We start from the raw sequence: 24371 nt of genomic DNA, 5'->3' as shown, positions 1-24371 counted from the left end.
TGTCGGAGGTTAATCTTGAGGGCGAACCAATCGCCCCTACATTCTATTCGGCCTAACAGGTGCGGCTTACGCCGCACCTAAATGGCTTAATTTTCTTCCAACTCGATGTTGATACCCAGTGAGCGGATTTCTTTCAATAATACGTTGAACGATTCTGGCATACCTGGTTCCATCTTATGGTTACCATCTACGATGTTCTTATACATCTTAGTACGACCGTTCACGTCATCCGATTTCACTGTTAGCATTTCTTGTAGAGTATATGCAGCACCGTAAGCTTCTAGTGCCCACACCTCCATCTCACCGAAACGCTGGCCACCGAACTGAGCTTTACCACCCAGCGGCTGCTGAGTAACAAGGCTGTAAGAACCAGTTGAACGTGCGTGCATCTTGTCATCAACCAAGTGGTTAAGTTTCAGCATGTACATGTAACCAACAGTTACTTGACGTTCGAACTGATCGCCAGTACGGCCATCATAAAGTGTAACTTGACCGCTTCTTGGATAACCACCAAGCTCTAGTAAGTCTTTGATTTCGCTTTCACGAGCACCATCAAAGGCTGGAGTTGCGATCGGTAAACCACCTTTCAAGTTATCAGCTAAGCGACGAACTTCATCATCAGAGAACGAGTCGATATCAACTTTCTGACGACAATCACCTAATTCGTAAACTTTCTTAACGAAGCTACGGATTTCGTGCAGTTCACGCTGCTCTTTCATCATTTCTTCTAAACGCTCACCCACACCACGTGCAGCAAGACCCATGTGTGTTTCTAGGATCTGACCGATGTTCATACGTGATGGTACACCTAGCGGGTTCAGAACGATGTCTACCGTACGACCTTTGTCATCGTATGGCATATCTTCTACTGGTACGATAGTCGAGATAACACCTTTGTTACCGTGACGACCCGCCATCTTATCACCTGGTTGGATACGACGTTTAACAGCTAGGTATACTTTAACAATCTTAAGTACGCCTGGTGCTAAGTCATCACCTTGAGTGATCTTACGACGTTTGTTTTCAAACTTCTTATCGTATTCAGCTTTAAGCTCATCGTACTGGGCAGCTAGTTGCTCAAGTTCAGCTTGCTTGTCTTCTTCAGCAAGGCTTTGAGTAAGCAGCTTTTCAGCATTTAGTGATGCAATTGAATCTGCGTTCAGACCTGCGTCAACAAGTAACTTACGAGCACGGTCTAATACACCTGCTTCTAAGATACGGAACTCTTCGTTGAAGTCTTTCTTCGCTTCGCGAAGCTGCATGTCTTCAACTTCTAACGCACGCTTATCTTTTTCAACACCGTCACGGGTGAAAACTTGTACGTCGATTACAGTACCAGTTACAGAGTTTGGTACGCGTAAAGAGCTGTCTTTAACGTCTGACGCTTTCTCACCGAAGATAGCACGTAGTAGCTTTTCTTCTGGTGTTAATTGCGTTTCGCCTTTCGGAGTCACTTTACCTACTAGGATATCGCCGCCTTTAACTTCAGCACCGATATAAACAACGCCTGATTCATCAAGCTTGCCTAGTGCAGACTCACCTACGTTAGGGATATCTGCTGTGATCTCTTCAGGACCTAATTTAGTATCACGTGCGATACATTGTAGTTCTTGAATGTGGATAGTCGTTAGACGATCTTCTTGAACTACACGCTCAGATAGTAGGATTGAATCCTCGAAGTTATAACCGTTCCATGGCATGAATGCCACGCGAAGGTTTTGACCAAGTGCTAAGTCACCTAAGTCAGTCGAAGGACCATCTGCTAATACGTCACCACGTGTTACCGGCTCACCAACCATACAAGTTGGTTTTTGGTTAATACATGTATTTTGGTTTGAGCGAGTGTATTTAGTAAGGTTGTAAATATCGATGCCCGCTTCACCTGGAATACGCTCATCTTCATGTACATTTACAACGATGCGGCTTGCATCCGCATACATTACTTCACCACCACGCTTAGCAACGATAGTTACACCAGAATCTTTCGCTAGTGTCAGCTCGATACCTGTACCTACCAGCGGTTTGTCCGCGATAAGTGTTGGTACGGCTTGACGTTGCATGTTTGAACCCATCAATGCACGGTTAGCATCATCGTGTTCTAGGAACGGGATAAGTGCTGCCGCTACAGAGATCACCTGTTGTGGTGATACGTCCATATATTGTTGGTCCATTTTGCCCATAAAGGTTGATTCACCTTTGTGACGACATGGAATTAGTTCATCAACAAACTCATTGTTTTCGTTCAAGTTTGAGTTCGCCTGAGCGATAACAAACTGACCTTCTTCAATGGCTGATAAGTAATCTACTTCATCAGTAACTACACCGTTTACCACTTTACGGTAAGGTGTTTCTAAGAAACCATAGTCATTAGTACGTGCGTACGTAGACAATGAGTTAATTAGACCGATGTTTGGACCCTCAGGCGTTTCGATTGGACATACACGACCATAGTGAGTTACGTGAACGTCTCGAACCTCGAAGCCAGCGCGTTCACGTGTTAAACCACCCGGGCCTAATGCAGAAATACGACGCTTGTGCGTTACTTCTGAAAGCGGGTTATTTTGGTCCATGAACTGTGATAACTGAGATGAACCAAAGAACTCTTTAACCGCAGCCGAAATAGGCTTAGCGTTAATAAGATCTTGTGGCATTACAGCGTCAAGGTCACCTAAGCTTAAACGCTCACGTACAGCACGCTCAACACGTACTAGACCAACGCGGAATTGGTTCTCAGCCATTTCGCCAACACTACGGATACGACGGTTGCCTAAGTGGTCGATATCATCAACATCGCCAACACCGTTACGAATAGCGATAAGCACTTTCATAACAGCTACGATGTCTTCTTTCGATAATGTGCCAGGGCCAGTATCTGAGTCATAACCTACACGGCTATTGAACTTCATACGACCAACTGTTGATAAATCGTAACGCTCGTCAGAGAAGAACAAGTTATCAAATAAGGCTTCAGCCGCGTCTTTCGTCGGTGGCTCGCCTGGGCGCATCATGCGATAAATTTCTACTAATGCTTCTAAACGGTTGCTTGTTGTGTCGATACGTAATGTATCTGACATGTAGGCGCCGCTGTCCACTTCGTTGATATATAGTGTATCAATCTTAGTGTGACCTGCTTTAACCAATTCAGCCATTAGCTCAAGTGATAGCTCGTCATTCGCGTTTGCGATGATCTCACCCGTTGACTCATCAACATAGTTTTTAGCTACAACACGACCAATGATGTACTCATGCGGTACTTCTAATTGGTTAATACCTTTTTTCTCGATGTTCTTGATGTGACGCGCAGTAATACGACGACCCGCTTCAACAAGGACTTCACCGTCTTCGCCTTTGATATCAAAAGCGGCAGTTTCACCACGTAAGCGTGAAGGAACAAGTTCCATGAGAACTTTACCGTCAGCAACTTCAAACGCAGTTGTATCGAAGAATATCTCTAGGATTTCATCCGTTGAGTACTCAAGTGCACGTAGGATGATTGACGCCGGTAATTTACGACGACGGTCAATACGTACATAAAGGTTATCTTTTGCATCAAACTCGAAGTCTAACCATGAACCACGGTAAGGAATTACACGCGCGTTATAAAGTACTTTACCTGACGAGTGAGTTTTACCGCGGTCGTTATCAAAGAATACACCAGGGCTACGGTGTAGCTGAGAAACGATAACACGCTCTGTACCATTGATAACAAAGGTACCGGTATCAGTCATGAGCGGAATTTCGCCCATGTAAACTTCTTGCTCTTTAATGTCTTTAACTGTGCCTGGTGCTTCTTTGTCCATCACCACAAGACGCAATTTTACGCGAAGTGGAGCAGAATAAGTCACACCGCGAATTTGACATTCTTTTACATCGAATACTGGCTCACCAATACGATAACTTACGTATTGAAGCTCAGAATTTCCCGAGTAGCTTTTGATAGGAAACACAGAACGGAAAGCAGCTTCCAAACCGTGATCGCCATCAGCGTCAGGGACTAAGAATTTTTTAAACGATTCTAACTGCGTCGACAGTAAGAAAGGTATATCCAAAACTTGTGGACGTTTACCAAAATCCTTACGGATACGTTTCTTTTCAGAATAAGAGTAAGCCATGGGGTTCCTCAGCTTGCTGATCTTTGACCCGACCTGTTCTTGTAAGAACAGACTTAACTGGCATCTAAGCCAAGATGTACAACATTAAATTGTTGTTCTATTTTGCTCTGACACTTTCAATACCAAAACAGGTAACAACTTGAAAGTAAAGAGAAAATTAGATTTTATTTGCGTTACAGGATTGCATCGCTCTATAGCGCAAAAAGGCCGGTGATTAAATAATCACCAGCCCTTGCCTGATTACTCAGGCAGCGAACCTAGCGTAAGCTAGATTACTTAACCTCAACTTCAGCACCAGCTTCAGTAAGGTCTTTTGCAAGTGCTTCAGCTTCTTCTTTAGATACACCTTCTTTGATAGGTGCAGGAGCAGCTTCAACAAGTGCTTTAGCTTCTTTAAGGCCAAGACCAGTAGCACCACGTACAGCTTTGATAGCTGCAACCTTGTTAGCGCCAGCGCCAGTAAGGATTACGTCGAACTCAGTCTTTTCTTCAGCTGCTTCAGCAGCAGGACCAGCAACAACAGCAGCAGCTGCAGTTACGCCGAATTTTTCTTCCATTGCTTCAACTAGAGCAACAACGTCCATTACTGACATTTCAGCAATAGCATCAAGGATTTGGTCTTTAGTTACAGACATTACAAATTTCCTAATTATTACGGACTAAATATAGCCCAAAAAAAATATTACACCGAAAGTGAACAAAAAAACAGCTTAAAATTAAGCAGCTTGCTCTTCTTTCTGTACACGTACTGCTTCAATTGTTTTACACAATTTACCTGCAGACGCTTCTTTCATAGCGCTCATTAAGCGTGCAACAGCTTCGTCGTAAGTAGGTAGAGTTGCTAGCATAGCTGCGTCTACTACGTTACCTTCAAATGCAGCCGTCTTAACTTCGAATTTCTCGTTCTTCTTCGCGAAATCTTTGAAGATACGCGCAGCAGCACCTGGGTGCTCTGAAGAGAAAGCGATTAAGCTTGGACCTACAAGTGAGTCAGAAAGGCACTCAAAATCTGTACCTTCAACAGCACGTTTAGCTAAAGTGTTACGAACAACTTTCATCCATACACCAGCTTCACGAGCTTCTTTACGAAGGGCAGTGATAGCACCAACTGTTACACCACGAGAATCTGCAACAACTGCAGAAAGAGCACCAGTGGCTGCTTCGTTGACTTCAGCAACAATTGCTTTTTTGCCTTGAAGATTTAAAGCCATGGGTGTTACTCCTGGTTTAATGGGTTGCCGAAATTGGCTTCCCTGTTCTACTCTTCCCCATCTAAGATGGAGATGCTTTTTACGGCGAGAGCCAGAAGATTAGGAAAAATCTATCTGGGGATTCACACCGTCTACGTAGGTAAAATATTAAGGCCGAAGCCGCCTACGGTCTTGGACGGAAGTCCAATTTATCGTTTTTACCCGAAGGCATTACGAAATTATGGACTTCAACCCGAATTCTTTACTTGTTTTGAAATTAACTTTCTCAACAAAATGGCGCAAAATTATAGTTCAAATTTCGCGCCATGTAAACTCTTAATTAAGCAACAACTGTGCTTAGAGAGTTTTGGTCAACAGCAACACCTGCGCCCATTGTTGTAGAGATAGTTACTTTCTTCACGTAAGTACCTTTTGCTTGAGAAGGTTTAGCCTTCTTAAGCGCAACAATAAGAGCTTCAAGGTTTTGTTGAAGTTGCTCAGCAGTGAAATCAACCTTACCGATAGTAGTATGGATGATACCGTTCTTGTCGTTACGGTAACGAACTTGACCTGCTTTCGCGTTTTTAACTGCTTCTGCAACGTTAGGCGTTACAGTACCAGTTTTAGGGTTTGGCATTAGACCACGTGGACCTAAGATTTGACCTAGTTGACCAACAACACGCATAGCGTCTGGAGATGCAACAACAACGTCAAAGTTCATCTCGCCTTTCTTAACTAGATCAGCAAGATCTTCCATGCCCACTAATTCAGCACCAGCTTCTTTCGCAGCATCTGCGTTAGCGCCTTGTGTGAATACAGCAACACGAACTTCACGACCAGTACCGTTAGGTAGTACAGTTGCACCACGTACGTTTTGGTCAGATTTACGAGCATCGATACCAAGGTTAACAGCAACGTCAACACTTTCTACGAATTTAGCTGTCGCTAACTCTTTTAAAAGAGCAACTGCTTCGTTGATTTCGTAATCTTTAGTTACATCCACTTTTTCGCGGATAGTACGCATACGTTTAGTTAATTTTGCCATTATCTTAGTCCTCTACGTTCAAGCCCATCGCACGCGCAGAACCTGCGATAGTGCGAACTGCAGCGTCCATATCAGCCGCTGTAAGGTCAGGTCGTTTTGTCTCAACGATTTCTTCAAGTTGAGCACGAGTTACTGTACCCACTTTTTCAGTGTTAGGACGGCCAGAACCTGATTTGATGCCTGCAGCTTTCTTAAGTAAGTAAGCAGCCGGTGGAGTTTTCATGTCGAACGTGAAAGAACGGTCACCGTAAACAGAGATCACTACAGGAACTGGAGCGCCTTTTTCGATAGATTCTGTACGTGCGTTGAACGCTTTACAGAATTCCATGATGTTTACACCGTGTTGACCTAGTGCTGGACCTACTGGAGGACTAGGGTTAGCCATACCAGCGGCAACTTGTAGCTTGATAATAGCTTCAACTTTTTTAGCCATAATAAATACCTCATTTGGTGGGTCATAGCCTTGTGCGCGCGAGGACGCGTACTCTAACGGCTTCCCAGTTTAAAAATTGGTTCTCACTTTTTAGTGATAAAACAAGTTGTAACTTGCCCTAACACAAAAAGGCCGCTGATTATAAGTTAATCAGCGGCCTTTTTCAAGCTTATTGCCAAAATATTAAACGATTTTGGCAGCTTTAATTTTTTACTTACTTGTCTTGCTCAACTTGACCAAATTCAAGGTCAACAGGTGTCGAACGACCGAAGATAAGAACAGACACTTTCACGCGGCTCTTCTCGTAATCAACTTCTTCAACAACACCGCTGAAGTCAGCAAATGGACCATCGATAACACGAACAACTTCGCCTGGCTCGAATAATGTAGCTGGCTTAGGTGCTTCAGAGTTCTCTTGAAGACGGTTTAAGATGCGGTCAGCTTCTTTTTGGCTAATTGGTGCTGGACGATCAGACGTACCACCAATGAAGCCCATAACACGAGCAGTGCTGTTCACTAGGTGCCAGCTTGCATCGTTCATGTCCATTTGAACTAGTACGTAACCTGGGAAGAATTTACGCTCAGACTTACGCTTTTGGCCAGCGCGCATCTCAACAACTTCTTCAGTTGGTACTAATACTTCACCAAAACTATCTTCCAAACCTTCGATCTTGATGTGCTCAAGAATAGTTTGTGCTACACGCTTCTCGTAACCAGAGAAAGCTTGTACTACGTACCAACGTAGTTTCTTTTCGTTCTTCTCATCCGACATGGGATTAGATCTCCAATCCAGTTAAAAAGCCTACTGCGCGGAATAAAATGCCATCTAATCCCCAAAGGATAAGCGCCATAATCACAGTTGCAACCATTACAATTAATGTCGTATGTGTTGTTTCTTGGCGAGTTGGCCACACAACTTTACGTACTTCGATACGTGCTTCTTTTGCAAACGCAAGAAAAGTACGACCTTTTTCAGTTAGTGAGGCAATGCCTAAACCAGCTGCAACAGCAACCACTACACCAATAGCACGTAATAATACAGATTGGTCTGCATACATGTGGTTACCAACGACTGCGCCTGCTAGTAGCGCAATTGCTACAATCCACTTTACTGAATCCATCGCACTTGATGGTGTTTCTACATTCGTGCTCATAATATTTTTACCTTAACTACAGACACAACAACCCTGCGCTCTGGCAGGGTTAATCCATTAAAATCTAAACTTAAAAACTGACTTGTTTAAACCGATTTTTAATTTCAGACTTAGCACACATTGTGTAAAAAGTGGCAGGGGCGGAGAGATTCGAACTCCCAACCGTCGGTTTTGGAGACCGCTGTTCTACCAATTGGAACTACGCCCCTGCAAAGTGGATGCCTATTATACTTACGCAATTCATTAACACAAGAGTAAAAGATACCCATTAGTTAAAATCTCATCAGTTCGTTTAAAAATCAATATTAACATTGATTAAAAAGCAGTTTATCATAAACCCATTACAGGAACATAAAACAACATGGATCAGTGTGCTGCTATTAAAATCCCCTTTTAATATTGTATTGTTATGCCTCATTTTGTTGATGGCTAATCAGAGTAGTGCCCGTTCTTTACACCTTAGCACTTTTAATAGTCAGCAGGGACTGAGCCAAAATTCAATCACTTGCAGCATCACTGACCAGCAAGGTTTTTTATGGTTTGCCACACAAGGTGGCTTAAATCGCTTTGATGGTTATGAATTTAAGCGTTTTAAAGCTAACAGCGATGATAAAAGCATTTCAGGGAATTGGATTACAGGCTGTGTTAGAGATAGTAAAAACCAGCTATGGTTTTCGACTGCAAGCAAAGGGCTTAATAGACTCAACCCTAAAACCGGTCTGTTTGAGGTGTTTTCTACACACCATAATGAAAGCCTAAGTGAAGATAAAATTTGGTCTATGGCGTTAGCTAAAGACGATGTTATGTGGCTTGGCCACGAACACGGTAAATTAACCCGTTTTGATGTATCAAATAATAGCTTTACACACTTTCACTATGAATCAGCGCAGCCACTGGTTCGAGACATTGTTATTACCGATGAACTAATTTGGCTTGCCACAGATAAAGGGCTTATTTCATTTAACTCAAGCACTGAGCAATTTACTCAGCATACTCAGATTTCCGTGCCGCTCTGGCATCTCAAATTGCTTAATGACGAAAAGCTGCTTCTTGGCGCTAAAAAAGGTCTTTATATATTAAATTTAGCAACGCAAAGTAGTGAAAAAATCGAACAGTTTAATGGAACCTGGGTAACAGACAGCCTCGTTGACCAACAGCAAAACCTTTGGCTTACAAGCTATGGACAAGGGCTCTACTTTTTGCCTGCTGGTGCTGACTTACAAAAGCAATTCATTCAACATCGTCATGACAAGCAAAACCACAATGGCTTAAGCAGCGACTATTTGCTTTCTCTTTATCAAGACTCGCAAGGTATTATTTGGCTGGGCACAGACGGCTATGGTGTGCACCGCTATGATCCTAAGCAGCAACAGTTCTCTCATCAATTAAAAACCTCTCAAGCAAATTCGTTAAGTCATAACTTTGTCCGTTCAATAGTTAAAAGAGCCAATGGTGAGGTCTGGGTTGGTACCCGTGATGGACTCAATCGCAAAACAACCTCTGGTTATCAGCACTTTAAAGACGCCCTAACCAATAACAATATATTTGCCCTACACGAAGACGCTAACCAGCAGTTGTGGATAGGTACGTACGGAGGCGGCTTAATAAAGTATCAAGACAGCCTTGATGAGTTTACAGCTTTCACCATGCAAAGCCACCAGCTAGCCAGTGACCGTGTTTACGCAATTACCAGCGACAAAACAGGTGCGCTTTGGCTTGGTAGTAACCAAGGCCTAACCCGTTTCGAGCCTGCCTCTGCCAAAGTAACTCACTATAAGCACAGTGATACGCAAAATAACCTTGCCAACAACACCGTATTTACTTTGGCTTATGATAATAAAGAGCATGCACTGTGGATTGGTACCCGAGCAGGACTCAATAAACTCGATATATCAACAGAGCAATTTAGTTTATTAGATGAACAAAGCTCTGGTGAGGCAGGGCTTAGCCATAACATGGTCACCTCTTTATTGCTGAATGACGACAGCATTTGGGTTGGCACCATGCAAGGCTTAAATCAAGTCAACAAGCATACCCTCACAGTGAAACAGATTACTGAACAACAAGGTTTAGCTAATGACAACATTTTTGACATTCTTGCCGATAAACAAGACATGCTTTGGCTTGCAACCAATGGCGGACTCACTCGTTATAACCCCAGCACGCAGCAAATGCAGCAGTTTCTACCAGAAGACGGCATTCAGCATCAATCATTTATATTAGGTGCGAGCTTTCAAGCTGACGATGGCGAGTTATTTTTTGGTGGTATTAATGGCTACAATCATTTTTACCCTGAGCAACTAACCTTATCGCACACACACCCTACGCCAGTGTTAACTGAGTTATTACTTAATAACCAAACAATTAAAAGTAATCATTTTGATAAGCAAAGCAATACCCTTGCTAGTGCAACTCAGACATTCTCGTTTGCACAATCTGCTGGGGTTATCGGCTTTAAATTTAGTGCATTAAAAAATGGTGCGACTCCAAAACATTATCAATATGGCTACAAGCTAGCTGGCTTTGATGAGCAATTTTTATATACCGATGCATCCCTTAGACAAATTAACTATCCACAGCTGCCTGCTGGTCACTACCAGTTATTGCTAAAAGCAAAAGATCAATATGGTCAATGGAGTGACAGTACACAGCTGTTAGAACTTACTGTTGTGCCTCCTTGGTGGCAAACTAAACTAGCCTACTGTATTTACTTTGTGTTTGCTTTAGCACTGACTTGGCTTGTGTTAAATGCCTTGTACAAGCGCAAACTAGCAGAGCAAGAGAAGCAAACCGAAATTGAGCTAAACAAATTAAAAGACCAGTTTTTAGATAACATTAGCCACGAACTCAAAACACCACTTAGCTTAATACTCGCTCCTATCAGTCAGTTGCAGCGAAGCAATGCCGATCCAAAAGCTCAAACGCAACTAGCCAGTATTAAACGAAACTGCCAACGCTTACTAGAGCTAATCAATCAACTTTTACAATTGAGTCAACGCCCAAGCACGGCAATTTACACTGTCAGCCCCTATTCTATTACGCCATTTTTAACAGATTTAGTGGCGGATTTCAGGCCTCTGTATGAGCAAAAACAGCTGCAATTTAGCTTCACTGACACCACCACTACAGCACTTAAGATTAACCTTGCTCCTGAGCATGCTCACTCGATTTTTAGTAATCTGATAAGCAACGCTCTTAAGTACACCCCTGCAGGTGGCACAGTCGATATTCACCTTAGTGAAGTACAACAAGCGTTACAGTTTAAAATTACTGATACTGGTGTGGGTATTGCCAGTGAGCATCAGCAGTCGATTTTTCAGCGCTTTACTCGCTTAACATCGTCAGAAGCAGGAAGTGGTATTGGCCTGAGCTTAGTAAAACAACTCGTTGAACAATACGGTGGTTCTATTAGTGTAAGCAGTAAAATCGCTGAAGGTAGCTGCTTTACTGTGTCATTACCTATGATTGAAAGTGCTGATAATCAAGCAAGTAGCGCTATGCAAGTTCATACCTCACAACCAACACTGCTGATTGTTGAAGATAATGAGGAAATGGCAGAGCTACTCCTTTCTTTATTTAATAAAGAGTTTAACTGCATTTGTGCAACTGATGGTCAGCAAGCTCTCGACCTTTGCCAGTCAAACTTACCTGAGCTCATTATTAGTGATGTGATGATGCCAAATATGGATGGTTATCAACTACTAGCAGCCCTTCGAGCAAATCCGGCCACCAGCCACATTCCAGTATTATTACTTTCAGCTAAAGCAGATACCCACAGCCGCTTAAAAGGGCTGGATTTATTAGCTGATGACTTTTTAAGTAAGCCTTTTGAACCTACTCTACTAGTAAGTAGAGTAAAAGGACTGCTTAATCTGAGACAAATTTTAAACCAGCACCTAACAGCACAACTGGCAGCTCCTCTGAATAGCGATACAGCTGCAGTAACTGTGCAAAATAAAGATTATTCCTTCACTGAAAAGCTTAAGCAGACAGTACAAGCACACTACCAAGATGAAAGCTTCTCGGTTGAGCAGCTAGCCTCTGCGTTATGTTTAAGTCCCCGTGCGCTGCAACTAAAAATGAAAGCCTTGTACTCACAAACACCTTCTGATTATTTGCGCAATACTCGCTTAGAGTTTGCAAAAAAACAGCTAATCGATAGCGCGTTAGCAATTGGTCAAGTCGCGGAGCAAGCAGGTTTTAGTTCACAAAGCTATTTTGCCCGAAGCTTTAAGAGCTATGTTGGCTTATCACCAAAACAGTATCGAGAAAAACATCAAAAACATGCTGAATTTCGCGTCAGTGAATAAAGTTTTCGCCTGAGTGCTATTAATAAAACACTGATTTTTATAGCTTATCCATACAAACGTCAATAACAACAAAGCCCATAGTGCGGCGTTATTTACTGCATGAGATATAAGTTAAGGAAAGTCATATGCTCACCAAAACACACAAAGCAATTTCGATTACGTTACTTGCTGCGGCACTGACTGCATGCCAGAGTACTTCGACAACCACCAGCAATACCAATAGCCCAGATATAAACGAAGTTGCACAGCAGCAATACAATGGCCCAAAAGCTCGGATCGCTGTTGCCCGCTTTACTGATAAATCAAACGATTCACGTTGGTGGCGTAAAGAAATTGGTGAAGGTATGGCCGATCAACTTACAACCGCATTAGTTAGCACCAATCGCTTTATTGTTTTAGAGCGACAAGCACTTGATGCCGTATTATCAGAACAAGACCTTGCTGTGTCAGGCCGTGTGAGTGCAGCTTCTGGTGCTGCGTATGGTGAAATAGAGGGAGCCGAAATTGTTGTGGTTGCCGCAGTCACAGAGTTTGATGATGACAACTCAGGCACTCGTGTCGGCAGTGGTGGCTTTATCGGTGATGTATTTAGCTCGGTATCGGCGGGTTTTTCAAGTTCGCACATGGCGATAGATTTACGCTTAATCGACACGCGTACTTCTCGTATTTTAGCCGCTACCAGTGTTGAGGGCGGCAGTAAAGATTTTGACTTTACATCTGCTGCTACCAACTTTGGTGGCGCACTCGTTGGTGGTAACTTAAGTAGCTGGTCAAACACACCAAAAGAAAAAGCATTGCGCGAAGTGATCGTAAAAGCTGTTGAGTTTTTAGAGTCAAAAGTGCCAACAACTTATTATCGCTATAATAGTGATAACACCATTGCAGCTGGCCATACAGCCCCTGCACCACTAAAAGTAACCGCAGCTGCAGCTCCTGCTAAAGCGCCAGTTGCATCGGTTAGTGTTCCAACTCACAGAATGCCTTACTACGAAAAAACAGACTTAGCGATGTCACGACTGAACTTGGTTTGTTTGGGTTATTTGAAAAGGCAGCCTCACTACGAAGAATATGAAATAGAAGACGTAGAGTACGATCAAGCAACGGTGATTGCTCTCACTGAGTATCAGCAAGAAAAAAAGCTGAAAGTGACAGGCCTTGCTGATGAGACAACTAAAAAGTCTCTTGATGATTCAGGGTGTATTGCCAAAACGAACAAATCAAGTTTAGAAAGCTTTGGCAGTATGTTTAAATTTAACTAAGCAAACTAACAGCCAGTGCCAGCACTGGCTGTTCAAAACCTTAGTTATAAAATTTGTAATAACTCACCACGATAAAAATCACATAACAACCAAATTTGTTGAAATGGATGCTGCTTAGGCACATCAAGGTGAGTAAGTACTGACTTAAAATCATCAAGATGCCATATAGTACTGGCATTGCGTATTAATAACCAAGGCTGAGTAGACTCGTAATGTTTCTTGGCTTTTTGTGCTAGCAAGCGATGCAAAGCACAGTGCAAACGCTCGTTACTGGGTGCTAAAGCCATTTCAGCAAGATCTCGTTGCATTGAGATAGACAGCGGCCGACCTAACACCGCCATTGCTTCTGTTTCGCTGGCATATAAATGCGCGACTTCAATATCAAGCCGTTCATCACCTTTATAACAACTCACGTCTGGCTTACTTGGCGTATTATGCCAAATATTGCGCATGCTTACACCAAACTGCTTTTCGTAACAGCGCAAAAATAACTTTGCTGCGCCATGCTCGAGCGCTATTTTCTCTTGTTCACTTTCACGATTCATTTAATGTTGCATACACATCTTTTAATAACCCAGAAGCGCCAAAACGAAATAGCTCAGGTTGTAAATACGCTTCACCCATAATTGACTCAGCTAGGGCTAAATACTCAGCAGCATCGGTAACTGTTCTGACCCCGCCTGCCGCCTTAAAACCAACCTTTTTACCACTCGCTTTTATAGTATTTAACATGATGTCTGTTGCAGCTAGCGTTGCATTAACAGCCACTTTACCAGTACTGGTTTTAACGAAATCAGCGCCGCCATCAATTGCTAGTTTAGTTGCTGTTGCAATGAGGTCATCGTTTAATTCACCACATTCGATAATGACTTTAAGCTGCGCTTGAGTACCACATGCCTCCTTTGACGCTTTGACATACTCTAAAACTTTGCGCTCATCACCACCAATAAGCGCTTTGTAGGGGATCACTAAATCAATTTCATCAGCGCCGCGTTCAATGGCAAATAGGGTTTCATTTAACACTTGCTCTAACGATTGCTCCCCACTAGGAAAGTTAGTAACTGTAGCCACTTTGACTTGCTGTAGTTCGCGCTCAGCGAGAGCAAGCTTTGCGTCGCTAACAAACTGGCTATACACACAGACCGCTGCAGGAATGCCTAACTTAGGCTCAATACTGGCAATCAAGTTATTAATGGTTTGTGTTGTGTCGCTGTCATTCAGAGTTGTTAAGTCCATCAGTGCCACCGCTTGGGCAGCGCTTGTTTGCATTTTAGTCATAGCTCTTATAATTGTGTTGCCATATTAGTGACCTATAGTAGCAAATTTTTATCATTCGGCTATAAATCATAACTAATCACCATAAGGCTGTTTATTTACTTGTAACTCGCCGCAATCCCTTGTTAACTAAGTCTTAAGCCAAAATAAACCACCTGGTATAACTTTTAGTTATATAAACTTGGTTTTAATTATTTTTTACTTTTTTTAGAGCACTATATTCTGCTTGCCTGCAATAAGCAGTTTCTTGATGTGTTTTAGGGGTGAGAACAAAGTGCAATATTTACCAATCTTTACCAAATTAGACGACAAACCTGTGCTGGTAGTCGGCGGTGGAGATGTCGCATTACGCAAATGCCGTGCGTTTTTAAAAGCGCGTGCTCATGTGACGCTAGTCGCCCCTGAATTTTGTGATGAACTTCGAGAACTTGCTGAGAAAAGTGATGTAACACTCATTAACGACTTTTTCAAAGAACAGTATTTAGATCAACAAATGCTGGTAATCGCTGCAACTGATATAGACAGCGTTAACAGAGATGTGTTCGAACTTGCTAATGCGCGCAATATTTTCGTTAACGTGGTGGATGATCAACCTAAGTGCAGCTTTATTTTTCCATCAATTGTTGACCGTGATCCAATCACAATTGCAATTTCAAGCGCAGGCACAGCGCCAGTATTAGCACGTCGTTTACGCGAAAAACTCGAAACGCTTATTCCACAGCATATAGGTCCACTTGCTACATTAGTTGGTAGCTTTCGCGACAAAGTAAAACAACGCTTTAAACACTTTGCTGATCGTCGCCAGTTTTGGGAAGGCGTATTTGATTCATCTGTTGTAAGTAAAGTGCAAGCGGGTAATACCGAAGCTGCAACAGCGCAGTTAGAGCAACTGTTAGATGCAAAGCCAGAGCCTGAAGGCGAAGTGTATGTTGTTGGTGCAGGCCCAGGTGACCCTGAGTTATTAACACTAAAAGCACTGCAGTTAATGCAACAAGCCGACGTAGTTGTATATGATTACTTGGTTTCTGATGAAATTATGGATTTAGTACGCCGTGATGCAGACCTAGTTTGCGTAGGCAAACGTTTAGGCGATCACAGCGTAGCGCAAGAAGATACCAATCAGATGTTGGTCGATTTTGCCAAGCAAGGCAAAAAAGTATGCCGTATTAAAGGTGGCGATCCGTTTATTTATGGTCGTGGTGGTGAAGAAGTACAAGTTCTTGCCGCGAATAAAGTACGTTACCAAATCGTACCGGGTATTACTGCTGCTGCAGGCTGTAGCGCTTATGCCGGTATTCCACTTACTCACAGAGATCATGCGCAAGCCATTCAGTTTGTAACAGGTCACTGTAAAAAAGATGGTCAAGAATTAGATTGGCAGTCACTCGCCAAGCCAAATCAGACCTTAGCGATTTATATGGGCGTGATTAAATCACCACATATTCAAGCACAACTATTAAAACATGGCCGCGGTGCAGATACACCGGTTGCCATTATCGAAAATGGCACACGTAAAGAACAACGTGTGATAACAGGGCAATTAGGTGAGCTGGCCGACTTGATTTCGCGCCATAGCATTATTTCACCCGCCCTATTAATTATTGGTGAAGTTGCATCATTGCACCATCAGCTTGCATGGTTTGGTCAAACAGAACAAACCAGCAGCTTTGCCCAGCCAATTACTGGCGTAGCTTAATTTAACTTTTAATCATTTTAGTAGGACGACTAACAATGGCTTTAACACACCTTCAGCAATTAGAAGCTGAAAGTATCAAAATCATGCGCGAAGTTGCTGCTGAGTTTGAAAACCCGGTGATGCTTTACTCAATCGGTAAAGATTCATCTGTGTTATTACACTTAGCGCGTAAAGCGTTTTATCCAGCAAAGATCCCATTTCCACTTTTACACGTTGACACCAACTGGAAGTTTAAGGAAATGATCGCGTTTCGTGACCGCCTAGCTAAAGAGTATGGCTTTGATTTAATCGTCCACAAAAACCCTGAAGGGTTAGAGATTGATATCAATCCATTTGTACACGGCTCAGCAAAGCACACCGACATCATGAAAACGCAAGGCTTAAAGCAAGCGTTAGATAAATACGGCTTTGATGCTGCGTTTGGTGGTGCACGTCGTGACGAAGAGAAATCACGTGCTAAAGAGCGTGTTTACTCATTCCGTGATAAACATCACAGATGGGATCCAAAAAACCAACGTCCAGAGCTTTGGAATACGTACAACAGCCAAGTTAACCCAGGTGAAAGCATTCGTGTATTCCCGTTATCTAACTGGACTGAGCTGGATATTTGGCAGTATATCTACCAAGAAAACATTGAAATGGTTCCACTTTACCTTGCCAAAGAGCGCCCTGTTGTTGAGCGTAACGGCACGCTAATCATGGTTGATGATGAGCGTATGCCATTAGAAGAAGGCGAAGTACCGCAAATGAAGTCGGTACGTTTTCGTACTCTTGGTTGCTACCCGCTTACGGGTGCTGTGGAATCAACAGCAGGTACCTTAACTGAAATTATTGAAGAAATGCTGCTTTCAACCTCTTCTGAGCGTGAAGGCCGCGTGATTGATCACGACTCTGCAGGTTCAATGGAAAAGAAAAAACGTGAGGGCTATTTCTAATGTCTAAAACAAACGACACGATTAATGAAGTAAGAGAGTTAGGCATCGACGCCTACCTTGCTCGCCAACAAGACAAAAGCCTTTTACGCATGCTGACCTGTGGTAGTGTGGATGACGGTAAATCAACGCTGATTGGCCGCCTTTTACATGACAGTCACCAAATTTATGAAGACCAACTTGCAGCCCTGCATAAAGACAATGAAAAAGTCGGTAATGCCGGTGAAGAGCTTGATTTAGCACTTCTTGTAGATGGTCTTCAAGCAGAGCGTGAGCAAGGTATTACCATTGACGTTGCTTATCGTTACTTCTCAACAGCAAAACGTAAGTTCATTATTGCTGATACACCAGGACATGAGCAGTACACGCGTAACATGGTAACCGGCGCATCAACCAGTGATGTGGCGATTATCTTAGTTGATGCGCGTTACGGCGTACAAGTACAAACTAAGCGTCATAGCTTTATCTGTGACTCATTAGGTATTAAGCAGTTTGTTGTTGCTATCAACAAGATGGATATCGTCGATTTCGATGAAACCGTATACGAAAAAATCAAAGCCGACTACCTTAAGTTTGCAGATCAACTAAACGTTACTAATATCAAGTTTGTGCCTATGTCAGCACTAAAAGGTGACAACGTAGTTACACGCTCAGAGCACACACCTTATTACACAGATAAACCACTGCTTGAGTTACTTGAAGACTCACCAGCGGCTGAAATTGATAACGGGTTTGAAGCGCGTCTTCCGGTGCAATATGTAGTACGCCCTAACTTAGACTTCCGTGGCTTCCAAGGCACTCTAACGTCTGGCAAGTTCAGCGTGGGTGATGCTGTAAAAGTATTACCATCAGGTAAAAGCTCAAGCATCAAAGAGATTGTCACTTTCGATGGCAACTTAGATACCGCTGAAGCAGGCCAAGCAATCACTTTAACGTTAAACGACGAAATTGATATCAGCCGTGGCGATGTGATTGTACCAGCCGCTTCAAAAGCTGCTGTAACAAACCGTATTCAAGCTAAACTAGTATGGATGCATGAAGCACCGTTAGTATTAGGTAAAAGCTATAACTTTAAATTAGGCAGCAAAAACACCTCGGCAGTGGTAAGAAAAATCGATCACACGATTGATGTAAATACCCTTGAGCATGGTCAAGCTGATTCATTACAACTTAACGAAATTGCAATTGTAACCTTAGAGCTTACAGAAACAATTTTGGCTGATGAGTACCACAATAATCATGAAACAGGTGCGTTTATCCTAATTGACCGCTTATCAAACCTAACCGTTGCGGCAGGTATGATTGAGCAATTACTTAGCATTGAAGAACAACAAAGTAGCTTTAGCGACTTTGAAGTTGAATTTAACGCTTTAGTACGCAAGCACTTCCCTCATTGGCAAGCGCTTGATATAACTAAGCTTAAATAACCACTATTCGCCTGTTATAGGAAGTAAAAAGCATGTATCAACAGCTGGTATTAACAGGCATTATGCTGGTATTAGTGGGGTGCCTTTTTGGCACTCGACTAAAACCTGCATGGTTATTTGTCGGCGCCATTGGTATTAGTTATTTAGCAGGGCTAATAAGCCTTGAAGATATGCTAATTAACTATGCAAACCCTTCTTTAATCACTCTTATTCTACTTGTACTCGTTTCGATAGCTGTAGAAAAAACCACGTTAGTGCAAAAGCTTGCTCAGTCTCTTTCGAAAGGCAGCCTGACAAGTTCGGTGACCAAGCTTGGTTTATCAACCGCCTTTTTATCATCATTTACCAATAATACTGCGGTAGTGGCATCGCTGATCAGTGCGATAAAAGAAAGCCCAACACATTCACCGTCTAAACTTTTATTGCCTTTATCATACACCGCCATTTTAGGTGGCACGATCACCCTGATTGGCACCTCAACCAATTTAATTGTTAATGGCTTTGCCGTTGAAGCGGGCATGGAGCCGCTTGGCTTTTTTGATTTTACCTTGATTGGCTTAGGCGCACTGAGCGTTGGCCTTATCACTATTTTAGTGATGCTCAAGTATTTACCAGATAACGGTAAAAACGACCAAGAAGTAGTGCCCTTTTACCTTGAAGGTAAAGTAGAAGCAGGCTCAAAACTTATTGGTAAAAGTGTTGAGGAAAATGGCCTTCGTGAATTAAAAGACTTGTTCTTAGCCGAAATAATCCGCGGTGATAAACGTATTTGTGCGGTTACCCCAAAACAAGTTATCAAAGAAGGTGACGTATTACTTTTTGTAGGTGATATAAAGTCAGTACCTCTGCTCACCCAATTTGACGGCTTAAAAGTTGTGCACGACAAACATGAGAAAGACGTTGAGCACCTAGTTGAAGTTGTTGTTAGCCATTCTTCAAAATACATTGGTAAAACAATTAAAGAAGTTCGCTTTCGTGAACAATTTCATGCTGCCGTTATTGCTATTCGCCGCGGCCATGACCGTTTACAAGGTGGTTTGGGTAAAGTTCAGTTGCAAGCTGGTGACTCGCTGATCCTAGCGCCTGGCAAAGAGTTTTACTCGCTACCTAATTTAAAACGTGAGTTCGTTTATATTTCAGGTCTTGATTTACAAACCCATTTAAAACCTAAGCAATCAAATATTGTGTTAGCAAGTTTTGCAGCCGTATTGGGGTTAAGTATTGTTGGCCTCGTTCCCTTAGTGAAAGGCCTACTCGTTCTTCTTATCGGTTTAATGCTAACGGGTACAATCAAGCTAAGTGAAGTAAAACGTCGTTTTCCAATTGAGTTACTCGCAGTAGTGGGTAGTGCTATTGGCCTTGCCAAACTCATGATAGGCACAGGCCTTGCCGGTGAAATTTCATCAGCCATGTTATACGTATTAGGTGATTTTGGGCCTTACGGGGCATTTATCGCAATATTCTTGATGACGGTTTTGTTTACCGAACTCATTACCAATAATGCCGCTGCCGCGCTTTCATTTCCGGTAGCGTATGCACTCGCCGTTGGTTTTGATGTATCACCGTTGCCTTTTATTATGGCTGTCGCATTTGGTGCATCAGCGAGTTTCATTTCGCCATTTGGTTATCAAACTAACTTGATGGTTTACAGTGCGGGAAATTACCGCCTTAAAGATTACATTGCCATGGGCTTACCTTTATCGATTATTTACTCGATTACGGTTTTAACACTCATACCGCTGGTATTCCCATTTCAATAACGAGAGTAAAGACAATGGATGAAAATATCGTTTGGCATAATTACGCCATTAGCAAATCACAGCGTAGTGAGCAAAAAAAGCATAAGCCAACCATTTTATGGTTCACAGGTTTTTCAGGCTCAGGCAAAAGCACTGTTGCAAACGCACTAGAAAGCGCATTACACCAATTAGGTGTTCACACCTACCTACTCGATGGCGACAATGTGCGTCATGGCTTGTGTAATGATCTTGGCTTTACTGATGAAGACCGCGTAGAAAACATTCGCCGCGTCGGTGAAACGGCAAAGCTGATGGTCGATGCCGGTCTTGTGGTATTAACCGCATTTATTTCGCCATTCCAAAGCGAACGCGATATGGTAAGAAACTTAGTAGAGGATGGTGAGTTTATTGAGGTATTTTTAGATACCCCGCTCGACGTGTGTGAAACACGCGACCCTAAAGGGCTTTATAAAAAAGCCCGTGCAGGTGAAATTAAGCACTTCACAGGTATCGACTCAGACTATCAAATCCCTACATCGCCAGAAATTAAAATCGATACCAGTAAAAACACCCTAGACCAATCGGTGCAAGAGCTGGTAGCGTATTTAAAACAACAGCAAATTATAGGTTAAGTCATGAATCAAACGGAACTGCTAGAAGAAATCTTACTCCTCGCACGCCAAGCCGGCAGTGCAATAATGGGGATTTACGAAAAGGACTTTAATGTTGAGTACAAAGCTGATGAAAGCCCAGTGACCGACGCCGACCTAGCAGCTCACAAAGTGATTGTGAATGGCTTACAACATCTCACCCCTGATGTACCAATTCTAAGTGAAGAAAGCGCTGATATTAGCTGGGATATCCGTCAAACTTGGCAACGCTACTGGTTAGTAGACCCAATTGATGGCACCAAAGAGTTCATTAAAAAGAATGGCGAGTTTACAGTGAACATTGCCTTGATTGAAAAAGGTAAACCAGTATTAGCTGTTGTCGATGCACCAGCATTAGGTGTGTCGTATATTGCCGCAGAAGCAATTGGTGCCTTTAAAGATAAAGGTGATGAGCGCATTGAACTTAAGGTAACCCGTAAACCAAATAAAGGGCTTATCCGTGTTGTCGGCAGCCGTTCACACCCTTCTCCTGATCTAGCTGAATTTGTAAAACAGTTTGAAGATGTAGAAATGGTTTCAAAGGGCAGCTCGCTAAAACTTTGTCTTGTTGCCGAAGGGAGTGCTGATATATACCCACGCCTTGGCCCAACCTGTGAGTGGGATACCGGAGCAGGTCATGCGATTGCCGAAATAGCAGGCGCAACGGTTAGCAAACTCGATGGCAGCCCACTACTGTATAACAGTAAAGAAGAGTATCTGAATCCGTATTTTGTCGTATCGGCATTACAGGACTAAAAGCATTCCGTTAAATACCGTAGGCTGGGTAGAGCGAAGCGAAACCCAGCGTCTCCCCTGTCATCGCAAAATAAATATCAAAATTTCATATTCCCTACTTTATGACCACAATCATCTAGCCAATAAGTCCTTGTTCCTATAGTATTTTGCTTTCTCAATCTATTAAAGGAATAACCATGACGACTGTTGAAAAAGCAATTGAATCTGGCTACGAGGCCCAAATTAGCGCACTTTATAAAGCCCTTTCACAAGGAGTGCTTGCCGCTAATGGCGATGAAAACGAAATCACAGCAGCTGAGGCACGTTTTAAGAAAGGTTTAGCATTTGCCGCAGATATTAAAGCTCGCGCACTTGCAGCAGCAGAATAAATACCACAACTGGGCTTTATAAATAAGCCCAACTTTCTTCTTTTGTAAGTCTCTCCTTACAGCATAGTTATTTAAATACAACGCTAAAACATGCATTCTAAGTCGCTTTTCTATATGCTGCGCGACAATTATTATTCTAATAGTGGAGTGCTAATGAACACACATCAAGATGCTATGCCGTATGATGCATCGACAACAAGTAGTAACTCAAAATGGAATCTTCATGACACCCAATGGGTATTAAGTTTATTTGGCACCGCAGTCGGTGCAGGGATTTTATTCTTACCAATTAATATCGGTATCGGCGGATTTTGGCCTTTGATTATCATGGCATGCCTTGCCTTTCCGATGACTTACTTAGCTCACAGAGGCTTAGCCCGATTTGTTTTATCATCAAAACAGCCTAAAGCAGACTTTACCGATGTAGTAGAAGAACACTTTGGCATTAACGCCGGGCGCTTAATCTCTTTACTGTATTTTCTCTCTATCTTCCCTATTTTACTTATTTACGGTGTAGGATTAACCAACACTGTTGATAGCTTTATCGTTAATCAACTAGGTATGGAATCACCACCACGCGTACTGTTATCTGGTGTACTCGTTGGCGGTATGATCAGTTTAATGCTTGGTGGCGAAGCACTGATGTTACGTGCTTTTGCAATCCTTGTTTATCCGCTTGTCGCTATCTTGTTTTTCTTATCGATTTACCTGATCCCAAGCTGGCAAATGCCAGATGTGTCTGTCCCTGAGTTTTCAGGCTTTATGAAAACACTTTGGTTATCAATACCTATCATTGTATTCTCATTTAGCCACGCAGCTGCGATCTCAAGCTTTGTGCATGTACAACGTGCTCACTACGGCAATTATGCTAAAATGAAGTCAGAAGCAATTCTAAAGCGTACTAGCCTACTATTAATCGTGTTTGTTTTACTGTTTGTATTCTCGTGTGTGCTGTCACTATCTACTGAACAAATGGTACAAGCAAAAGCTGATAACGTGTCTATCTTGTCATTCCTTGCCAATATTACAGATAACTCGTTTATTGCTACTCTAGGGCCATTAGTTGCCTTTATCGCGATTACGTCTTCATTCTTAGGTCACTTCTTAGGTGCCCGTGAAAGCTTCAACGGCCTTGTTAGTAAGCAAGCCCATATGAACCCTAAACTCGTTGATAAGATTGGCACTGTTATCATGTTCTTTGCTATTTGGTATTGCTCGGTGATCAACCCAAGTATTTTAGACATGATGGATCAGCTGTCAGGCCCTATCATCGCCATGATCCTTTTCATCATGCCAATGATTGCCGTTTATAAAGTACCTAGCTTACACAAATACAGAAACCGCTTAAGCACACTGTTCGTATTAACAGTTGGCTCTCTAGCCGTATTTGCGCTTATCTACAGTATGATTATTAAGTAATCTCATCATTACTAGATATAGAAGCCCAGCCAGGAAACCGGCTGGGCTTTTTTGTTAGCAACTGGAAAGTTGGAAGGCGTGGCGTAGGTTGGGTTGAGCGCAGCGAAACCCAACAGCGTGGTCATTCGTCATGCACAATGAAGAGATAAAGCTCATTAATAAAAGACGAATTAGCGCAAGGTGAAATAAGCCGTTTTAGAGATCGCTAACCTGTTAGACCAGTAGAGATTTTAAGAATTTTTAACCATGGGTTATGAAGAGGGTCATATGGATTATGTTGGGTTTCGCTCCGCTCTACCCAACCTACCTGGAGAATGAACAGGGTGAGCTTAGAATGACTTTGTACTAAACAACCCCGCAGTTCAACTTTACCCTTGCTAACTTGTAATACCATTCCGCATAAAGATTAAATCAATTTAATCCATTCCCGATTGCACATTTTCTTCACTCGATCCGGGATTGAAATAAAGTGATTCCACGCCTTTGAAACTTCATCGACAATTTCGTCATAGCCTGAAAACACTCTATTTGATAAACAATGTTGTCGTATCCAACTCCATACTTGCTCTATTGGATTTAGCTCTGGTGAATAAGGTGGGAGCTTTA

Annotated in this window: 20 protein-coding genes and 1 tRNA gene; 10 read left to right on the top strand and 11 right to left on the bottom strand. The window is 42.5% G+C overall.

Features of this window, described 5'->3' with window-relative positions:
- Nucleotides 1–86 precede the first annotated feature (86 nt).
- From rpoB to AOG27_RS20340, 8 genes are all read right to left on the bottom strand, one after another.
- Complete coding sequence (gene rpoB, locus AOG27_RS20375) at nt 87–4112, bottom strand: DNA-directed RNA polymerase subunit beta (RefSeq protein ID WP_054554831.1); 4026 nt, start codon at nt 4110–4112, stop codon at nt 87–89.
- Between the two features lie 272 nt (nt 4113–4384).
- A complete protein-coding gene (gene rplL / locus AOG27_RS20370) occupies nt 4385–4747 on the bottom strand; it encodes a 50S ribosomal protein L7/L12 (protein ID WP_054554830.1) in 363 nt (120 codons plus the stop codon).
- A gap of 81 nt (nt 4748–4828) precedes the next feature.
- The gene (gene rplJ, locus AOG27_RS20365; protein WP_054554829.1) at nt 4829–5323 is read right to left on the bottom strand and encodes a 50S ribosomal protein L10; all 495 of its coding nucleotides are present in this window, start codon (nt 5321–5323) and stop codon (nt 4829–4831) included.
- 319 nt (nt 5324–5642) lie between these two features.
- Nucleotides 5643–6347, bottom strand: a complete 705-nt coding sequence (rplA, locus tag AOG27_RS20360) for a 50S ribosomal protein L1 (protein WP_054554828.1) — start codon at nt 6345–6347, stop codon at nt 5643–5645.
- 4 nt (nt 6348–6351) lie between these two features.
- Complete coding sequence (gene rplK, locus AOG27_RS20355; protein ID WP_054554827.1) at nt 6352–6780, bottom strand: 50S ribosomal protein L11; 429 nt, start codon at nt 6778–6780, stop codon at nt 6352–6354.
- 214 nt (nt 6781–6994) lie between these two features.
- Entirely contained in the window at nt 6995–7552 is a 558-nt protein-coding gene (gene nusG, locus AOG27_RS20350) for a transcription termination/antitermination protein NusG (protein ID WP_054554826.1), read from the bottom strand.
- 4 nt (nt 7553–7556) lie between these two features.
- Nucleotides 7557–7934, bottom strand: coding sequence for a preprotein translocase subunit SecE (gene secE, locus AOG27_RS20345; RefSeq protein ID WP_036971579.1), 378 nt, complete (start codon nt 7932–7934; stop codon nt 7557–7559).
- A gap of 132 nt (nt 7935–8066) precedes the next feature.
- Nucleotides 8067–8143 (bottom strand) — tRNA-Trp (locus AOG27_RS20340).
- A gap of 216 nt (nt 8144–8359) precedes the next feature.
- Between AOG27_RS20340 and AOG27_RS20335 the strand changes: the two genes are divergently transcribed.
- Both AOG27_RS20335 and AOG27_RS20330 read left to right on the top strand, forming a co-directional pair.
- On the top strand, nt 8360–12244 hold the full coding sequence (locus AOG27_RS20335; RefSeq protein ID WP_235523725.1) for a hybrid sensor histidine kinase/response regulator transcription factor: 3885 nt from the start codon (nt 8360–8362) through the stop codon (nt 12242–12244).
- Nucleotides 12245–12369: 125 nt separating this feature from the next.
- Nucleotides 12370–13503, top strand: a complete 1134-nt coding sequence (locus tag AOG27_RS20330; RefSeq protein WP_054554824.1) for a CsgG/HfaB family protein — start codon at nt 12370–12372, stop codon at nt 13501–13503.
- Between the two features lie 44 nt (nt 13504–13547).
- Here the strand turns inward: AOG27_RS20330 and AOG27_RS20325 are convergent, their stop codons facing one another.
- Nucleotides 13548–14048 carry a hypothetical protein gene (locus tag AOG27_RS20325; protein ID WP_054554823.1) on the bottom strand — a complete coding sequence of 167 codons (501 nt, stop codon included), beginning with the start codon at nt 14046–14048 and terminating at the stop codon, nt 13548–13550.
- Nucleotides 14038–14781: a deoxyribose-phosphate aldolase gene (deoC, locus tag AOG27_RS20320; protein ID WP_054554822.1), complete on the bottom strand. Its 744-nt coding sequence runs from the start codon at nt 14779–14781 to the stop codon at nt 14038–14040. Before deoC ends, AOG27_RS20325 begins: the two co-directional genes overlap by 11 nt.
- 271 nt (nt 14782–15052) lie before the next feature.
- Here deoC and cysG point away from each other — a divergent pair, with 271 nt between their 5' ends.
- From cysG to AOG27_RS20280, 8 genes are all read left to right on the top strand, one after another.
- Complete coding sequence (gene cysG, locus AOG27_RS20315; protein ID WP_054554836.1) at nt 15053–16474, top strand: siroheme synthase CysG; 1422 nt, start codon at nt 15053–15055, stop codon at nt 16472–16474.
- Between the two features lie 35 nt (nt 16475–16509).
- Nucleotides 16510–17409, top strand: a complete 900-nt coding sequence (gene cysD / locus AOG27_RS20310; RefSeq protein WP_054554821.1) for a sulfate adenylyltransferase subunit CysD — start codon at nt 16510–16512, stop codon at nt 17407–17409.
- Nucleotides 17409–18833, top strand: a complete 1425-nt coding sequence (gene cysN, locus AOG27_RS20305) for a sulfate adenylyltransferase subunit CysN (protein ID WP_054554820.1) — start codon at nt 17409–17411, stop codon at nt 18831–18833. Before cysD ends, cysN begins: the two co-directional genes overlap by 1 nt.
- A gap of 32 nt (nt 18834–18865) precedes the next feature.
- Nucleotides 18866–20593 carry an SLC13 family permease gene (locus tag AOG27_RS20300; RefSeq protein ID WP_054554819.1) on the top strand — a complete coding sequence of 576 codons (1728 nt, stop codon included), beginning with the start codon at nt 18866–18868 and terminating at the stop codon, nt 20591–20593.
- A 14-nt stretch (nt 20594–20607) separates the two neighbouring features.
- Nucleotides 20608–21204 (top strand): adenylyl-sulfate kinase, encoded by a 597-nt coding sequence (cysC, locus tag AOG27_RS20295; RefSeq protein ID WP_054554818.1) that lies wholly within the window; start codon nt 20608–20610, stop codon nt 21202–21204.
- Nucleotides 21205–21207: 3 nt separating this feature from the next.
- Nucleotides 21208–21978, top strand: a complete 771-nt coding sequence (gene cysQ, locus AOG27_RS20290) for a 3'(2'),5'-bisphosphate nucleotidase CysQ (RefSeq protein WP_054554817.1) — start codon at nt 21208–21210, stop codon at nt 21976–21978.
- Between the two features lie 176 nt (nt 21979–22154).
- On the top strand, nt 22155–22346 hold the full coding sequence (locus AOG27_RS20285; protein WP_054554816.1) for a hypothetical protein: 192 nt from the start codon (nt 22155–22157) through the stop codon (nt 22344–22346).
- A 153-nt stretch (nt 22347–22499) separates the two neighbouring features.
- Entirely contained in the window at nt 22500–23765 is a 1266-nt protein-coding gene (locus AOG27_RS20280) for an aromatic amino acid transport family protein (RefSeq protein ID WP_054554815.1), read from the top strand.
- A gap of 406 nt (nt 23766–24171) precedes the next feature.
- On the opposite strand, the gene AOG27_RS20275 is transcribed toward AOG27_RS20280, so the two are convergent.
- Nucleotides 24172–24371 (bottom strand): transposase (locus AOG27_RS20275; protein ID WP_200909120.1); only part of this gene is annotated, 200 nt, incomplete at its 5' end.

It is taken from the genome of Pseudoalteromonas lipolytica (assembly GCF_001306915.1).
In the GTDB taxonomy this organism is placed as follows: domain Bacteria; phylum Pseudomonadota; class Gammaproteobacteria; order Enterobacterales; family Alteromonadaceae; genus Pseudoalteromonas; species Pseudoalteromonas simplex.
The sequence above is the reverse complement of the archived record's forward strand: the minus strand, read 5'-3'. Positions and strand labels throughout refer to the sequence as shown.

Bases quoted from the DNA above. Each gene is read 5' to 3' on its own strand.
- rpoB (WP_054554831.1), bottom strand. From the start codon at position 4,112: ATGGCTTACTCTTATTCTGAAAAGAAACGTATCCGTAAGGATTTTGGT.
- rplL (WP_054554830.1), bottom strand. From the start codon at position 4,747: ATGTCTGTAACTAAAGACCAAATCCTTGATGCTATTGCTGAAATGTCA.
- rplJ (WP_054554829.1), bottom strand. From the start codon at position 5,323: ATGGCTTTAAATCTTCAAGGCAAAAAAGCAATTGTTGCTGAAGTCAAC.
- rplA (WP_054554828.1), bottom strand. From the start codon at position 6,347: ATGGCAAAATTAACTAAACGTATGCGTACTATCCGCGAAAAAGTGGAT.
- rplK (WP_054554827.1), bottom strand. From the start codon at position 6,780: ATGGCTAAAAAAGTTGAAGCTATTATCAAGCTACAAGTTGCCGCTGGT.
- nusG (WP_054554826.1), bottom strand. From the start codon at position 7,552: ATGTCGGATGAGAAGAACGAAAAGAAACTACGTTGGTACGTAGTACAA.
- secE (WP_036971579.1), bottom strand. From the start codon at position 7,934: ATGAGCACGAATGTAGAAACACCATCAAGTGCGATGGATTCAGTAAAG.
- AOG27_RS20335 (WP_235523725.1), top strand. From the start codon at position 8,360: ATGGCTAATCAGAGTAGTGCCCGTTCTTTACACCTTAGCACTTTTAAT.
- AOG27_RS20330 (WP_054554824.1), top strand. From the start codon at position 12,370: ATGCTCACCAAAACACACAAAGCAATTTCGATTACGTTACTTGCTGCG.
- AOG27_RS20325 (WP_054554823.1), bottom strand. From the start codon at position 14,048: ATGAATCGTGAAAGTGAACAAGAGAAAATAGCGCTCGAGCATGGCGCA.
- deoC (WP_054554822.1), bottom strand. From the start codon at position 14,781: ATGACTAAAATGCAAACAAGCGCTGCCCAAGCGGTGGCACTGATGGAC.
- cysD (WP_054554821.1), top strand. From the start codon at position 16,510: ATGGCTTTAACACACCTTCAGCAATTAGAAGCTGAAAGTATCAAAATC.
- cysN (WP_054554820.1), top strand. From the start codon at position 17,409: ATGTCTAAAACAAACGACACGATTAATGAAGTAAGAGAGTTAGGCATC.
- AOG27_RS20300 (WP_054554819.1), top strand. From the start codon at position 18,866: ATGTATCAACAGCTGGTATTAACAGGCATTATGCTGGTATTAGTGGGG.
- cysC (WP_054554818.1), top strand. From the start codon at position 20,608: ATGGATGAAAATATCGTTTGGCATAATTACGCCATTAGCAAATCACAG.
- cysQ (WP_054554817.1), top strand. From the start codon at position 21,208: ATGAATCAAACGGAACTGCTAGAAGAAATCTTACTCCTCGCACGCCAA.
- AOG27_RS20285 (WP_054554816.1), top strand. From the start codon at position 22,155: ATGACGACTGTTGAAAAAGCAATTGAATCTGGCTACGAGGCCCAAATT.
- AOG27_RS20280 (WP_054554815.1), top strand. From the start codon at position 22,500: ATGAACACACATCAAGATGCTATGCCGTATGATGCATCGACAACAAGT.